The sequence below is a fragment of the Cetobacterium somerae genome (genome assembly GCF_022430525.1).
Classification (GTDB): domain Bacteria; phylum Fusobacteriota; class Fusobacteriia; order Fusobacteriales; family Fusobacteriaceae; genus Cetobacterium_A.
Genome location: NZ_CP092519.1, coordinates 1,635,412 through 1,649,655, shown reverse-complemented (window position 1 = coordinate 1,649,655; position 14,244 = coordinate 1,635,412). Strand labels below are relative to the sequence as shown.

The window sequence follows — 14,244 nt, the reverse complement described above, 5'->3', positions numbered from 1 at the left end:
AAAAATTTGGAGGAAAAAAATTGAAAAATGCAGTAATAATAACATATGGTTGTCAAATGAATGTCAACGAAAGTGCAAAAATAAAGAGTATCTTACAAAATATGGGATATAATGTAATTGAAGATGTATCAGAAGCAGATGCAGTATTTTTAAATACTTGTACGGTAAGAGAGGGAGCAGCTACTCAAATTTATGGAAAACTTGGAGAGTTAATGGCTGTTAAAGAGGAGAGAGGAACAATCATAGGGATAACTGGTTGTTTTGCACAAGAGCAAGGTGAAGAGTTAGCTAAAAAGTTTCCAGTAATAGATATTGTAATGGGAAATCAAAATATTGGAAAAATACCAACAGCAATTGAGAAAATAGAATCAGGAGATTTTAAACATGTTATTTATACAGGTGATGAAGATGATTTACCACCAAGATTAGATGCAGAGTTTGATTCTAAAAAAACAGCATCAATTCCAATAACATATGGATGTAATAATTTCTGTACTTATTGTATAGTTCCATATGTAAGAGGAAGAGAAAGATCTGTTCCAATGCCTCAAATATTAGATGAAGTTAAAGGATTTGTAGAAAAAGGATATAAAGAGATTATGTTGCTAGGACAGAATGTAAATTCATATGGTAATGATTTAGAAACTGGAGAAAACTTTGCAACACTATTAGAGGAAATTTGTAAAATAGATGGAGAGTTTTTAGTTAGATTTGTTTCACCACATCCAAAAGATTTTGGTGATGATGTAATTGATGTTATAGCTAGAAATGAAAAAGTTGCAAGATGCTTACATTTACCTTTACAATCAGGGTCATCAAGAATACTTAAGCTAATGAATAGAAAATATACTAAAGAGCAGTATATAGAGTTAGCTGAAAAAATAAAATCAAGAATTCCAGGTGTAGCATTAACAGCAGATATAATAGTAGGATTTCCACATGAAACAGAGGAAGATTTCTTAGATACTTTAGATGTTGTAGATAAAATTGGATTTGAAACTTCATTTATGTTTATGTATTCACCTAGAAAAGGTACGGCTGCAGCAAAAATGGATGGTCAATTAGATCAAGAAGTGAAGAAAGAAAGACTTCAAAGACTAATAGATTTACAAAATAGAAAATCAAAAGAAGCAAGTGATAGTTATAAAGGAAAAATAGAAAGAGTTTTAGTTGAAGGGCCAAGCAGAAAAAATGAAGAAGTTCTAACAGGAAGAACATCAACTAATAAAGTTGTTTTGTTTGCAGGAGATAAAGAGTTAGAAGGAACATTTGTTAATGTAAAAATAAATGAGTGTAAAACATGGTCGCTATACGGAGAGATAGTAGACTAGTAACCTTGGAGGTACAATGGAGAAGTTAGAAAATTTTTTGCTAAAAGAGTTACAAGAGATTGCTAGACAAATGGATATTGATTATTCAAGTAGAACTAAAAAAGCAGAGATTGTAGAATTAATAAATGAGGCAATAGATGCTAAAGAAGGTATGCATTTGGCTTGGGGAAATCTTGAAGTAATGGCTGATGGATATGGTTTTTTGAGAAATACAAATGTAGAAAAAGATGTCTATGTATCAGCTTCACAAATAAGAAAATTTAAATTAAGGACAGAAGATTTTGTATTAGGTGAAGTAAGAGAAGCTGTTCAAGGTGAAAATAACTACGGACTTAGAAAAGTTCTTTTAATAAATAATGGAAGTATTCAAGAAGCTGAATCAAGAATACCATTTGATGAATTAATACCTGCTTATCCAACAGAACAGTTAAAATTAGAAACAGATGCAAAAAATATCTCTGGTAGAATAATAGATTTAATTGCACCGATAGGATTAGGACAAAGAGGATTAATAGTAGCACCACCAAAAGCTGGTAAAACAGTACTGATTAGTAATATCGCAAACTCTATAATAGAAAATAATAAGGATATAGAAGTTTGGATTCTTTTAATAGATGAAAGACCAGAGGAAGTTACAGATATAAAAGAAACTGTAAAAGGGGCACAAGTTTATGCTTCTACTTTTGATGATGACCCAAGAAATCATATAAAAGTTACTGAATCTCTTTTAGAAAGAGCAAAAAGAAAGATTGAAAACGGTGAAAATATAGTTATCTTAATGGATTCTTTAACAAGACTAGCTAGAGCATATAATATAGTAATACCATCAAGTGGAAAATTAATTTCTGGTGGAATAGATCCAACAGCTTTATATTATCCAAAAAAATTCTTTGGATCGGCAAGAAATATAAGAAATGGTGGAAGTCTAACTATTTTAGCAACAGCTTTAATTGATACAGGAAGTAAAATGGATGATGTTATATATGAAGAGTTTAAAGGAACAGGAAATTTAGATATACATTTAGATAGGAATTTAGCTGAACTTAGAATATACCCATCAATAGATATTCAAAAATCTGGAACTAGAAAAGAAGAACTTTTAATAGGGAAAAAGAAATTAGATTCTATTTGGAATATAAGAAGATATTTATCATCTCTAGATAAAGCTACTGCAACGAAAAAATTAATTGATACTATTTCATCAACTGAAAGCAATGATAAGCTTATTGAAATGTATGAGAAGTCCTTTGCAAGGGGGAAATAGTGAAAGAGATATTTAAAATATTTGCTATAATAATAGCAGCATTTATAGCTATGTTAATATTAGTTTTTAAACCTTATAAATCAGAAGTAGTAGATTTAAGAAAATTTACAGAATATTATTCAGAGACAACTACTGTTGAAGATGGTGGTGGATTTGAACTTGTTGATGGCAATTTTTATACGATAGAAAAAGAGTATAAAATAGGTGAAGACGAATCGATAGAAGGTGTTCCTTTAGAAGATTTAGACTTAAAGCAAGCATATGAAATCCCAAAGCTAGAAAGTTATGTAGTCGCTAGTGGAGATACTTTAGGTGGAATAGCAGATAAAAATGGAATATCTTTAGAAATTCTGAAAGCTAATAATCCAGGAATTTCAAATAATTTAAAGGCAGGACAGCAAATAAAAATTGTAAAGTCTAATGGTGTTTTTTATAAAGTTAAAAGAGGAGATTCTCTTTTTAAAATAGCACTTGCTTATAAAATAGATGTTGAAGATTTAAGAAAATATAATAATTTAAGAAATGATAATATAAGAGTTGGAGAAGAACTATTTATATATAATCCTAGCGAAGAAAGCTTAAAAAGACTTACTCGTAGTGGAAATGTTAATAGAGTAACCGTACAAAAAAATTTCACGATGCCAGTAAAGTGGGCTGGAATAACAAGTCCTTTTGGCAAAAGATTTCATCCTGTTTTAAAAAGATATATTCAACATGCAGGAGTTGATATGAGAGCAAGATATGTTCCTTTGATGGCTTCAAAGGATGGAACAGTGGTTTTTGCAGGATATATGACAGGTTATGGAAAAATAATTAAAATAAATCATGGCAATGGTTTTGAAACAAGATCAGCTCATCTAGATAAAATGTATGTAAAAACAGGTGATAGGGTTAAAGCTGGTCAAGTTATAGGAAAAACTGGAATGTCAGGAAGAGTAACAGGACCACATTTACATTTTGAAATTAGAAAGAACGGAAAAGCTAATAATCCAATGAATTATTTAGTTAGATAGCCCTAGGATTATACTAGGGCTTTTTTAAATTTTACGAGAGGTGAAAAATGAGAGAGTCTAAAGTTGTAAAAGTTGGAAATATATTGATTGGTGGTGGAAATGATGTTATTATTCAATCGATGACAAATACTCCCACAACAGATGTAGAAAAAACAGTTAATCAAATAAAAAAGCTTCAAGAAGAAGGGTGTCAATTAGTTAGAGTTACAGTTAATACAGAAGAAGCTGCGAAAAAAATAAAGGAAATAAAAGAGAAAATAGATATACCATTAGTAGCTGATATACATTTTGATTACAGATTAGCTTTATTAGCTATAGAAAATGGAATTGATAAGTTAAGAATTAATCCAGGAAATATAGGTAGTGACGAAAAAGTTGAAATCGTAGTTAAAAAGGCTATGGAAAAAGGTGTGCCAATTAGAATAGGTGTAAATTCAGGATCATTAGAAAAAACAATATTGGAAAAATATGGAAAGCCAACATCAGATGCGATGGTAGAGAGTGCTTTATATCATATGAGGCTTTTAGAAAAATTTAATTTTACAGATATAATAATTTCTTTGAAATCGAGTAATGTAAAGATGATGGTTGAAGCCTATAGAAAACTAGCTAAGTTATGTAATTATCCTTTACATTTAGGTGTTACAGAGGCAGGTACAGCATTTCAAGGAACTGTAAAATCAGCTATTGGAATAGGTTCTTTGCTAGTTGATGGAATAGGTGATACAATTAGAGTTTCTTTAACAGAAGACCCTGTAGAAGAGATTAAAGTTGCAAAAGAGATATTAAAGGTTTTAGGGTTAAAAGAGGTTGGTGTAGAGATTGTGTCTTGTCCAACTTGTGGAAGAACTGAGATAGATTTGATAGGACTTGCACATCAAGTAGAAAAAGAATTTGAAAAAGTAGATAAAAAAATAAAAATAGCCGTTATGGGGTGTGTTGTAAATGGACCTGGAGAAGCTAAAGAAGCTGATTATGGAGTAGCGGGTGGAAAAGGAGTTGGAGTTTTATTTAAAAAAGGTGAGATAATAAAAAAGGTTGATGAAGGGGATATTCTAAAAGAGTTAAAAAAATTAATCGAAGATGATTTTAATTAAAACTTTTTTAAGAATTTTGTAGTCTAAAATTATAAAGCTAAAATAATGAGGTATTTAAATGGATTTTGATCAGATATATAATGAGTATTTTGATAGAATATACTATAAAATACTATCAACAGTAAAAAATGCCGAAGATGCCGAAGACATAGCTCAAGAAGTATTCATTAGTGTTTATAAAAATCTTAAAGGCTTTAGAGAGGAGAGCAATATTTATACTTGGATTTATAGAATTGCTATAAATAAAACGTATGATTTTTTTAGAAAGAAAAAGCTAAATCTAGAGTTAAATGATGAGATTTTAAGTGTTGAAAGTAATGAAGACTTTAATATTCCAATCCTTTTAGAGGAGAAGTTAAAAGAACTACCTTTCCAGGAGAGAGAGATAGTTGTTTTAAAAGATATATACGGCTATAAACTGAGGGAGATTGCAGATATGAAAGAAATGAATATATCAACAGTAAAAACGATATACTACAAGGCAATTAAAGACATGGGAGGTGTGATATAAATGGTATCTCCAAAAGAGAGAGTAAGAGCGAATATTTATAAATCATTACTAGAAGAGGAGAAGAAAAGAAATAAAAAAATCTCATTTTTTTCTTTGTCTCTTTTTGTAGTTGGAGTCTTTACAGGGACTTCTTATGATTTAGTTAAAAGAAATATTTCTCCTACAGAGAAGTTAGTAGCTTTAGAAAGTGGAGAGCTACAGAGAAAAGTTTCAGATAAAAAAGAGATTGGTTTTACAATCGATGATTTATTTCAAGCTGATGAAATAAAAATAAATAAAAGAGATTTTAATACTGAAAATCTTTTTGTAACAGATCTACAAATTTAGTGGAGGATTTTATGAAAAAAATAGTGATGGGACTGTTGATACTTGTATTTAGTGTATCAGCCTATGCAACATCGGGAATAGGGATAGTTAAAGATGACGATTTCAAAGCTGTAGGGGTAAGTCAAGATAATATTGATAGAGTTAAAGTTATAATTGAACAAGCTAGTATTCAATATAAATTGAAAACATTGGATAAAAAAGCACTAGAGATTGAAATTAATAAATATATTTTGGATGGCACAGAAAAAAATCTTGAAAAATTAAATGAATTAGTAGAGAAGGTTGGACTTTTAGATGCTGAAATTATAAAGGATAGATTGAAGTATCAGATAGAAGTTCAAAAACATATAACAACAGATCAGTATTTGAAAGCTAGAGAGTTATCGTTAAAAAGAATATCACAATCAAGAGAAAAACAATAGTTAAAAATCTTCTTCCTTAATAATAATGGAAGAAGATTTTTTATTTTATTTTTAAAGTAAGTATGGTATAATTTATAAGTTAAAGTATAGATATAAAAAGGAGTGAAGATAGTGTTTACTAAATTAGAAGAAGTTGTAGTAAGGTTTAATGAGTTAACAGAAGCTTTAGGTTCTCCAGAAGTTTTAAGTAATCCTAAAAAAATGATGGAGTGTAACAAAGCATTAAATGATATAACACCTATCGTTGAAAAGTACAAAGAGTATAAAAGATATCAAGAAGATTTAGAATTTATAAAAGAAAATATCAGAGGAGAAAAAGACCCTGATATGAGAGAAATGATGCAAGAGGAATTAAAAGAGATTGAGGAAATAATTCCTAATTTAGAGCAAGATATGAAAGTGTTATTACTTCCAAAAGATCCTAATGATGATAGAAACGTTATAATAGAGATCAGAGGTGGAGCAGGAGGAGATGAAGCTGCTTTATTTGCTGGAAACCTATTTAGAATGTATATGAGATATGCTGAGAGACACAAATGGAAAGTTGAAATAATAGAAAAACAAGAGATTGGTGTTGGAGGAATAAAAGAGGCTGTATTCTCAATAAATGGTCAAGGAGCATATTCAAGACTTAAGTTTGAATCAGGAGTTCATAGAGTGCAAAGAGTACCTGAAACTGAATCATCAGGAAGAATACATACATCTACAGCAACAGTTGCAGTTTTACCAGAGGTTGATGAAGTTCAAGATGTTAAAATAAACTCATCAGATTTAAAGATTGATACATTTAGAGCATCAGGAGCGGGAGGTCAGCACGTTAACATGACGGACTCTGCAGTTAGAATAACACATTTACCTACAGGAGTAATCGTTCAGTGTCAAGATGAGAGATCACAGTTAAAAAATAGAGAGAAAGCTATGAAACACTTAGCTTCAAAACTTTATGAGATGGAGTTAGAAAAGCAAAGATCAGCTGTTGAAAGTGAAAGAAGACTTCAAGTTGGATCAGGAGATAGATCAGAAAAAATAAGAACATATAATTATCCACAAGGAAGAATAACAGATCATAGAATCAAATATACAGCACATCAATTAGAAGCTTTCTTAGATGGAGATATAGATGATATGATAGATGCTCTAACTACATTTGCTCAAGCAGAAATGCTTTCAAGTTCAGCGGAGTAATTATGAAATTATTAGATATATTAAAATTTTCTGAGGAGTATTTGAAAAAATACTCCTTTTCAAAACCCAGATTAGAAAGTGAAAAGATAATATCTCATGTATTAAATCTAGAAAGAATAACTCTTTACGCTTATTTTGATATGGAACTTAATTTAGAGCAAAAAGATAAAATAAAAAATTATTTGAAAGCTATGGCTAGAAATAGATTAACTTTTGATGAACTTCCAAAAGAAGAGATAAATCTAGTTGAAGAGAAAGATTGTAGTTCTGAAAATAGAGAACTTTTACAAAAGAGTATAGAATATTTGAATAAAAATGATGTAAAAGATAGTAAGTTAGACGCAGAATATATATTTGCTCATGTTTTAAAAGTAAAGAGAACAATGTTATTTATGAATTTAAGAAAAGAGATTACTTTAAAAGAAAAAGAAGAGATAAAAGATTTACTTTATAAAAGAGCAAAGGAAAAAAAACCTTTACAATATCTTTTAGGAGAGTGGGAGTTTTATGGATTACCTTTTAAAGTTGATGAGAGAGTTTTAATCCCAAGAGCAGATACAGAAATTTTAGTAGAGCAGTGTAAATTCATTTTAAACGAGATAGATAATCCTAAAGTATTAGATATAGGAACTGGAAGTGGAGCAATATCTGTAACTCTAGCTAAAGAGATTCCAAGTGCTATGGTTTTAGGAGCAGACATAAGTACAGATGCCTTAGAGGTTGCTGTAGAAAATAGAAAGATTAATAATGTAGAAAGTAATTTAAAATTTATTAAGTCAGATATTTTCTCAAATATAAAAGATAATGATTATGATATGATTATCTCAAATCCGCCATATATACCTAAAGATGAATACGAGGAGTTAATGCCAGAGGTTAAACAGCATGAACCTCAAGGTGCTTTAACAGATAATGGAGATGGTTATTATTTTTATAAAAAAATATCAGAGGAATCTTCAAAATATCTTAAGGATAAAGGTTATTTAGCTTTTGAAGTTGGATATAATCAGGCACATGAAGTAAGTCAATTTATGAAAAAGGCTGGATTTGAAATAATAGCAATTGTAAATGATTATAGCGGAATAGAGAGAGTAGTAATAGGAAGAAAGAGTGGTGAAGAGGATGTCAACAAAGTTAGTTGATTATGATTATCATTTACCAGATGAGCTTATAGGTCAAAAACCTAGAGAGCCTAGAGATCACTCTAAATTAATGGTAGTAGATAAAGAAAATCAAACATTAGAACATAAAACTTTTTTTAATATAATAGATTATCTAAAACCAGGAGATGTTTTAGTAAGAAATTCAACAAAAGTTATACCTGCTAGACTTTTTGGAAAAAAAGAAACTGGTGGAGTTTTAGAAATACTTTTAATAAAAAGAGTGAGTTTAGATACTTGGGAATGTTTATTAAAACCTGCTAAAAAATTAAAAGTAGGACAAAAGCTTGAAATAGGTGAAAATAAAGAGTTAGTAGCTGAGTTATTAGAGATAAAAGAAGATGGAAATAGAGTTTTAAAATTTGAATATGAGGGAGCATTTGAAGAAGTATTAGATAAACTTGGAAAAATGCCATTGCCTCCATATATTGTAGAAGCTTTAGAAACAAAAGATAGATATCAGACAGTTTATGCAATAAAAGGAGAATCAGTTGCAGCTCCCACAGCTGGATTACATTTTACAAAAGAACTTTTAGAGAAAATAAAAGAAAAAGGCATTGAAATATTGGATGTATTTTTAGAAGTTGGTTTAGGAACGTTTAGACCAGTTCAAACTGAAGATGTTTTAGATCATAAAATGCATGAGGAAATTTTTGAAATTCCTTTATATACTGTTGAAAGAATAAAAAAAGCAAAAGAAGAGAATAGAAGAATAATAGCTGTTGGAACAACAACTGTTAGAGCATTGGAATCATCTGTGGATATGGATGGAAACTTAATTTCTAAAAAAGGAAGTACAGAGATCTTTATATATCCAGGATATAAATTTAATGTTATAGATGCACTAATAACTAACTTTCATTTGCCGAAATCAACACTTCTTATGTTAGTATCGGCTCTTTCAAATAGAGAGTTCATGTTAGATGTATATAAAGAGGCTGTAAAAAAGGAATATCATTTCTTTAGTTTTGGAGATGCAATGTTTATTTGTTAATAAAAAAGAGGTGAAAAGATGAGAATAATCGCAGGAGAAGCAAAAGGGAAGAGATTAGAATGTAGAAAAGGTACAGATACAAGACCTACTCAAGATAGCATAAAAGAATCTCTATTTTCAATAATTGCTCCATATATAACTGATGCTAGATTCTTAGATCTTTTTAGTGGTACAGGAAATATAGCTTTAGAAGCTTTAAGTAGAGGGGCTAAAAGAGCTGTAATGATAGAAAAAGATCAAGAAGCATTAAAATATATAATAAAAAATATCAATAATTTAGGATATGAGAACAAATCAAGAGCTTACAAAAATGAAACTTTAAGAGCTGTTGAGATTTTAGGAAGAAAAGGTGAAAAATTTGATATAATTTTTATGGACCCTCCTTATAAAGATGAGGTTTGTGAGAGAGTTATGAGAGCTATATCAAAAGCTGGATTATTAGCAGAAAATGGATTAATAATTTGTGAACATCATATGTATGAAGATATGTCTGAAGAAGTTGGAGAATTTAAAAAGACAGACGAAAGAAAATATGGAAAAAAAGTTGTGACATTCTATACAAGATAAAAGAGGGAGGATCCATGAAAAAAGATAGTTTTGAGTATAATATTAATGAAATTGATATAATAATTGAAAAATTAGATAAGGGTGAGTTATCTTTAGATGAATCAATTAAAGAGTATGAAAAAGCTATGAAGTTATTAAAAAAATCCTCAGATATTTTGAACAAAGCAGAGGGAAAAATAATCAAAGTAACTTCAGAAAATGATAATATTCAACTAGAGGTTGATGAAAATGCTTAAAAATTACTTAAAAACTAAAAGAGAACTTGTGGATTCAAATATAGAATATCATTTAAATAAATTAGAATATCCAAATGTAATAGCAGAAGGTATGAGATATTCTGTTTTAAATGGAGGAAAAAGATTAAGACCAATTTTATTGTTAATGGTATTAGAACTTTTCGATAAAAAAATAGATTTAGGATTACCAATAGCTGTTGCAATAGAGATGATTCATTCTTATTCTTTGGTTCATGATGATTTACCAGCTCTTGATAATGATGATTATAGAAGAGGAAAATTAACAACTCATAAAAAGTTTGGAGAAGCAGAAGCAATACTAATAGGGGATGCTTTATTAACGCATTCATTTTCTATTATAACAGATGAAACAAAAGGAGTAGCTTCAGATAAACTTGTAAAAATAATAGGTATGGTATCAAGATATGCTGGAATAAATGGTATGATTGGTGGACAAACAGTAGATATAGAGAGTGAAAAAAAGAAAGTATCTTTGGAAACTTTAAAATATATTCATGAAAATAAAACTGGAAAATTAATAAAGTTACCAGTGGAAATAGGAGCAATAATTTCAGAAGCAACAGAAAAAGAGTATAAAGCTTTAGAAAACTATGCAGATGGAATAGGATTAGCTTTTCAAATTAAAGATGATATATTAGATATAGAAGGTGACTTTGAAAAAATAGGAAAACCTATTGGTAGTGATTTAGAACTTGAAAAGACAACATATCCAAGTATATTTGGAATTGAGAAAAGTAAAGAGATTTTAAAAGAAGTTATCTCAGATGCTAAAAGAAGTTTAAATATTTTTCCAGATGAAAAAATTAAAGTTTTTTTAGAATTAGCAGATTATATAGGAATTAGAGAGAATTAAAAAGGGAACCATTATTGGTTCCCTTTTCCTTTATTTTGTAATTCAGCTTTTCTAGTATTTTCACCATTTAAAATATAAATTAAATCACTTGCTAAATGTATTATATGATCTGATAATCTTTCAAATTTCTTATCTAAAAGCATAAGCTCAGAACCTCCAACAACATTATCTGGAGTTTCTTTCATTTTAGTAAGAAAATAATCAGTGTTAGCATTGATTAAGTCATCAATCTCTTCATCTAAATAAAGAACATTATATAGTAAACGTACATCTTCATTTAAAAAAGCATCAACATACATTTGAAAAAGACCTCTGATTTTTTTTGCGATTGGTAAAACTTTTTCACTTAGAGCATAAGCTAAGTTTGGAGATTTTTTTTCGATATCTTTAATTAAAGATAAATTCGCTTTTAAAAGATCACCCATTCTTTCAAGGACTCTTACGCTATTGATAATCATTACTAACTTTCTAAGATTTTTAGCTGCTGGTTGAAATCTAGCCATTGTAATAATAGAATCCTCTTTTAATTTTACTTCAAAAGAGTTAATAAAATCTTCTATCATTTTAGCTTCTCCATAAAGTGTAGGATTAAAACTATTGTTTTGTAACATCTCTAAATTTACATCAAAATTTCTACCAACATATTTTAATGTTTCTAAATAATGCTCGTCTAAAGCTTTTAAAGATTCGTTTAAAGTTCTCATAAAATCTCCTTTTTATCCAAATTTTCCTGTTATATAATCTTCGGTTTTCTTAACACTTGGTGTAGTAAATATCTTAGAAGTCTCACCAAACTCTTCTAAAACACCTTGATAAAAAAATCCAGTGTAATCAGATATTCTTGATGCTTGTTGCATATTGTGAGTAACAATAACTATACTATAATTTTTTGCAAGTTCAACAATTAACTCTTCGATTTTAGCAGTTGATATTGGGTCAAGAGCTGAAGTTGGTTCATCCATAAGAAGTATCTCAGGGTTGATAGAGATAGCTCTAGCTATACAAAGTCTTTGTTGTTGTCCTCCTGATAATCCAAGAGCAGATTGGTGAAGTTTATCTTTTACTTCATCCCAAAGAGCAACTGCTTTAAGAGACGATTCTACAATTTCATCTAATTTTTTCTTATTAGTTTCTCCGTGTAATTTAGGAGCATAAACTAAGTTTTCATAGATAGACTTAGGAAATGGATTTGGTTTTTGAAAAACCATTCCCACTTTTTTTCTAAGTTCAACAATATCAAATTGTTTATCAAAGATATTTTGGTCATCAAGTAAGATTTCACCCTCATATTTAACACTAGATATAAGATCATTCATTCTATTTAAAGATCTTAAAAATGTTGATTTACCACATCCAGATGGGCCAATAAGTGCCGTAACTTTATTCTTCATTATATCCATATTTATACCTTTTAAAGCTTTGAAATCACCATAATAAAAGTTAAAGTTTTTAACAGATATTCTAACGTCTTGTTTCATACTATATATTCCTCCAAAATTATACGAGATTATTATTTTTCAAATTTATTTCTAATATATGCACCAATAAGGTTAAATCCTACAGTTATAAATACCAGAACAAATAAAGTTCCATGCATATTGCTTTGTGGCATATTAGGTACCTGTGTTGATATAACATAAAGGTGATAAGGTAAAGCCATAACCTGATCAAATATTGATTGAGGTAAAAATGGCAAATAGAATGCTGCAGCTGTAAATAAAATAGGTGCAGTTTCACCAGCGGCTCTTGAAATACTCAAAATGACTCCAGTTGAGATTCCAGGCAATGCAGCAGGAACAACAACTTTAGAAATTGTTTCCCATTTTGTTGCTCCAAGAGCAAGAGATGCTTCTCTTAAACTATTTGGAACAGCTAAAAGAGCTTCTCTTGTAGCTGTTATAATAACAGGTAAGCACATAATACCTAAAGTTAATGATCCTGATAATATTGAAACACCTAATTTAAAGTATATAACGAATAACGCCATTCCGAAAAGTCCATATATGATACTAGGTATTCCAGCTAAGTTAATAATAGTTAAGTTGATTAATCTAGTTAATACGTTATCTTTTGCATATTCAACAAGATATACTCCAGTAAAGATTCCAAATGGAACAGAAACCGCAATAGTTCCAAGAGTTAGATAGATAGTTCCAACAATAGCTGGGAAAATTCCTCCTGCTCTCATTCCTCTCTTGGGAACTTCGGTTAAAAACTCCCATGAGATTGCAGGAACACCTTTATAGATAATGTACCCTAATATCAGAAATATTGGAACTACTGCTAATAAAGCAATTGTCTTAATAAATAATTCGATAGCGATACCACTTTTTCCTTTTAAAATTTTCATTTAAATATTCCTCCTATTTACCCATCAGTTTTCTTGATTTTCTAATATACTTATCTGCAACACTATTTGTTAAGAAACTTATTGCAAATAATACTAAACCGATAGCGAATAAAGCATGGTAGTGCTGACTGCCTTGAACAACCTCACCCATTTCAGCAGCGATTGTAGCTGTCAAAGTTCTAACAGGAGATAGTGGAGATGGTGCCATTATAGGAGCGTTTCCAGTTATCATAAGAACAGCCATAGTTTCACCAATAATTCTTCCGAATCCTAGCATAATACCTGCGAAAATTCCAGGAAATGCAGCAGGTAAAAGAACTTTAAAAACTGTTTCAAGTTTATTAGCTCCAAGAGCAAGAGAAGCTTCACGGTAAGATTTATCAAGGGCATTTAATGCATCGTCAGATAAACTTACTATAGTAGGAATAGCCATAAAAGAAAGCATAATTCCTCCAGTTAAAGCATTTAGTCCACTTGGTAAATTAAATGAATCTTTTATAAATCCAGACAAAACATATAATCCTAGATATCCTAAAACAACTGACGGTAAAGCAGACATTGTTTCAATAATAATTTTAATGATTTTTTTTGTTTTTTTATTAGCAAACTCAGATATATATATAGTAGTTATAATTCCAATAGGAATAGAGATACAAAGTGCAACTAGTGTTACCCAAAATGATCCAACTAAAAGTGGTAAAAGTCCATATTTACCTGAAAGAGATATCCATTCTGTTCCAAAGAAAAATTTTGAAAGAGGATAGTCTTTAAAAAAAGATAAACTATTAACTAAAATAAAAATGAATATAAGTATAACAATTAGAATGTTAAAAATTCCAACAATAGAGTGAACTCCATTCATAAAAGAATCTTTAACTTTTCTTATATTATGCATGATAACCTCCTAAATCTA

17 protein-coding genes are annotated in these 14,244 nt (G+C 29.6%); 13 read left to right on the top strand and 4 right to left on the bottom strand.

Features of this window, described 5'->3' with window-relative positions:
• Positions 1–20 precede the first annotated feature (20 nt).
• From miaB to MKD34_RS07570, 13 genes are all read left to right on the top strand, one after another.
• Positions 21–1,331 carry a tRNA (N6-isopentenyl adenosine(37)-C2)-methylthiotransferase MiaB gene (gene miaB, locus MKD34_RS07635; protein WP_240218932.1) on the top strand — a complete coding sequence of 437 codons (1,311 nt, stop codon included), beginning with the start codon at positions 21–23 and terminating at the stop codon, positions 1,329–1,331.
• A gap of 16 nt (positions 1,332–1,347) precedes the next feature.
• Positions 1,348–2,595: a transcription termination factor Rho gene (gene rho, locus MKD34_RS07630; RefSeq protein ID WP_023051205.1), complete on the top strand. Its 1,248-nt coding sequence runs from the start codon at positions 1,348–1,350 to the stop codon at positions 2,593–2,595.
• A complete protein-coding gene (locus MKD34_RS14085; protein WP_282441576.1) occupies positions 2,595–3,608 on the top strand; it encodes a M23 family metallopeptidase in 1,014 nt (337 codons plus the stop codon). Before rho ends, MKD34_RS14085 begins: the two co-directional genes overlap by 1 nt.
• 47 nt (positions 3,609–3,655) lie before the next feature.
• The gene (gene ispG / locus MKD34_RS07615) at positions 3,656–4,705 is read left to right on the top strand and encodes a flavodoxin-dependent (E)-4-hydroxy-3-methylbut-2-enyl-diphosphate synthase (RefSeq protein WP_240218931.1); all 1,050 of its coding nucleotides are present in this window, start codon (positions 3,656–3,658) and stop codon (positions 4,703–4,705) included.
• Positions 4,706–4,763: 58 nt separating this feature from the next.
• Positions 4,764–5,216: an RNA polymerase sigma factor gene (locus MKD34_RS07610; RefSeq protein WP_023051202.1), complete on the top strand. Its 453-nt coding sequence runs from the start codon at positions 4,764–4,766 to the stop codon at positions 5,214–5,216.
• Positions 5,217–5,543, top strand: a complete 327-nt coding sequence (locus MKD34_RS07605; RefSeq protein ID WP_023051201.1) for a hypothetical protein — start codon at positions 5,217–5,219, stop codon at positions 5,541–5,543. It abuts the gene before it with no gap.
• A gap of 11 nt (positions 5,544–5,554) precedes the next feature.
• Complete coding sequence (locus MKD34_RS07600) at positions 5,555–5,965, top strand: hypothetical protein (protein WP_240218930.1); 411 nt, start codon at positions 5,555–5,557, stop codon at positions 5,963–5,965.
• Positions 5,966–6,076: 111 nt separating this feature from the next.
• Entirely contained in the window at positions 6,077–7,150 is a 1,074-nt protein-coding gene (prfA, locus tag MKD34_RS07595) for a peptide chain release factor 1 (RefSeq protein WP_240218929.1), read from the top strand.
• Between the two features lie 2 nt (positions 7,151–7,152).
• On the top strand, positions 7,153–8,292 hold the full coding sequence (gene prmC / locus MKD34_RS07590; protein ID WP_240218928.1) for a peptide chain release factor N(5)-glutamine methyltransferase: 1,140 nt from the start codon (positions 7,153–7,155) through the stop codon (positions 8,290–8,292).
• Entirely contained in the window at positions 8,273–9,304 is a 1,032-nt protein-coding gene (gene queA, locus MKD34_RS07585) for a tRNA preQ1(34) S-adenosylmethionine ribosyltransferase-isomerase QueA (RefSeq protein WP_240218927.1), read from the top strand. The genes prmC and queA overlap by 20 nt, the downstream gene beginning before the upstream one ends.
• A gap of 18 nt (positions 9,305–9,322) precedes the next feature.
• Entirely contained in the window at positions 9,323–9,871 is a 549-nt protein-coding gene (gene rsmD, locus MKD34_RS07580; protein WP_023051196.1) for a 16S rRNA (guanine(966)-N(2))-methyltransferase RsmD, read from the top strand.
• Between the two features lie 14 nt (positions 9,872–9,885).
• Positions 9,886–10,107, top strand: coding sequence for an exodeoxyribonuclease VII small subunit (gene xseB / locus MKD34_RS07575; RefSeq protein ID WP_240218926.1), 222 nt, complete (start codon positions 9,886–9,888; stop codon positions 10,105–10,107).
• Positions 10,094–10,981, top strand: coding sequence for a polyprenyl synthetase family protein (locus MKD34_RS07570; RefSeq protein ID WP_240218925.1), 888 nt, complete (start codon positions 10,094–10,096; stop codon positions 10,979–10,981). Before xseB ends, MKD34_RS07570 begins: the two co-directional genes overlap by 14 nt.
• Positions 10,982–10,992: 11 nt before the next feature.
• Here MKD34_RS07570 and MKD34_RS07565 read toward each other — a convergent pair whose 3' ends face one another.
• From MKD34_RS07565 to pstC, 4 genes are read right to left on the bottom strand one after another with little or no spacing between them, the layout of a single operon-like run.
• A complete protein-coding gene (locus tag MKD34_RS07565) occupies positions 10,993–11,685 on the bottom strand; it encodes a phosphate signaling complex PhoU family protein (protein ID WP_023051193.1) in 693 nt (230 codons plus the stop codon).
• Between the two features lie 12 nt (positions 11,686–11,697).
• Entirely contained in the window at positions 11,698–12,459 is a 762-nt protein-coding gene (pstB, locus tag MKD34_RS07560; protein ID WP_023051192.1) for a phosphate ABC transporter ATP-binding protein PstB, read from the bottom strand.
• 32 nt (positions 12,460–12,491) lie between these two features.
• Positions 12,492–13,331 carry a phosphate ABC transporter permease PstA gene (gene pstA / locus MKD34_RS07555; protein WP_023051191.1) on the bottom strand — a complete coding sequence of 280 codons (840 nt, stop codon included), beginning with the start codon at positions 13,329–13,331 and terminating at the stop codon, positions 12,492–12,494.
• A gap of 13 nt (positions 13,332–13,344) precedes the next feature.
• On the bottom strand, positions 13,345–14,226 hold the full coding sequence (gene pstC / locus MKD34_RS07550; RefSeq protein ID WP_240218924.1) for a phosphate ABC transporter permease subunit PstC: 882 nt from the start codon (positions 14,224–14,226) through the stop codon (positions 13,345–13,347).
• Positions 14,227–14,244 lie beyond the last annotated feature (18 nt).

What these genes read in the sequence shown, in the direction of transcription:
- rho (WP_023051205.1), top strand. Translation starts at nt 1,348, where the DNA reads ATGGAGAAGTTAGAAAATTTTTTGCTAAAAGAGTTACAAGAGATTGCT.
- ispG (WP_240218931.1), top strand. Translation starts at nt 3,656, where the DNA reads ATGAGAGAGTCTAAAGTTGTAAAAGTTGGAAATATATTGATTGGTGGT.
- MKD34_RS07610 (WP_023051202.1), top strand. Translation starts at nt 4,764, where the DNA reads ATGGATTTTGATCAGATATATAATGAGTATTTTGATAGAATATACTAT.
- MKD34_RS07605 (WP_023051201.1), top strand. Translation starts at nt 5,217, where the DNA reads ATGGTATCTCCAAAAGAGAGAGTAAGAGCGAATATTTATAAATCATTA.
- MKD34_RS07600 (WP_240218930.1), top strand. Translation starts at nt 5,555, where the DNA reads ATGAAAAAAATAGTGATGGGACTGTTGATACTTGTATTTAGTGTATCA.
- prmC (WP_240218928.1), top strand. Translation starts at nt 7,153, where the DNA reads ATGAAATTATTAGATATATTAAAATTTTCTGAGGAGTATTTGAAAAAA.
- queA (WP_240218927.1), top strand. Translation starts at nt 8,273, where the DNA reads ATGTCAACAAAGTTAGTTGATTATGATTATCATTTACCAGATGAGCTT.
- rsmD (WP_023051196.1), top strand. Translation starts at nt 9,323, where the DNA reads ATGAGAATAATCGCAGGAGAAGCAAAAGGGAAGAGATTAGAATGTAGA.
- xseB (WP_240218926.1), top strand. Translation starts at nt 9,886, where the DNA reads ATGAAAAAAGATAGTTTTGAGTATAATATTAATGAAATTGATATAATA.
- MKD34_RS07570 (WP_240218925.1), top strand. Translation starts at nt 10,094, where the DNA reads ATGAAAATGCTTAAAAATTACTTAAAAACTAAAAGAGAACTTGTGGAT.
- MKD34_RS07565 (WP_023051193.1), bottom strand. Translation starts at nt 11,685, where the DNA reads ATGAGAACTTTAAACGAATCTTTAAAAGCTTTAGACGAGCATTATTTA.
- pstB (WP_023051192.1), bottom strand. Translation starts at nt 12,459, where the DNA reads ATGAAACAAGACGTTAGAATATCTGTTAAAAACTTTAACTTTTATTAT.
- pstA (WP_023051191.1), bottom strand. Translation starts at nt 13,331, where the DNA reads ATGAAAATTTTAAAAGGAAAAAGTGGTATCGCTATCGAATTATTTATT.
- pstC (WP_240218924.1), bottom strand. Translation starts at nt 14,226, where the DNA reads ATGCATAATATAAGAAAAGTTAAAGATTCTTTTATGAATGGAGTTCAC.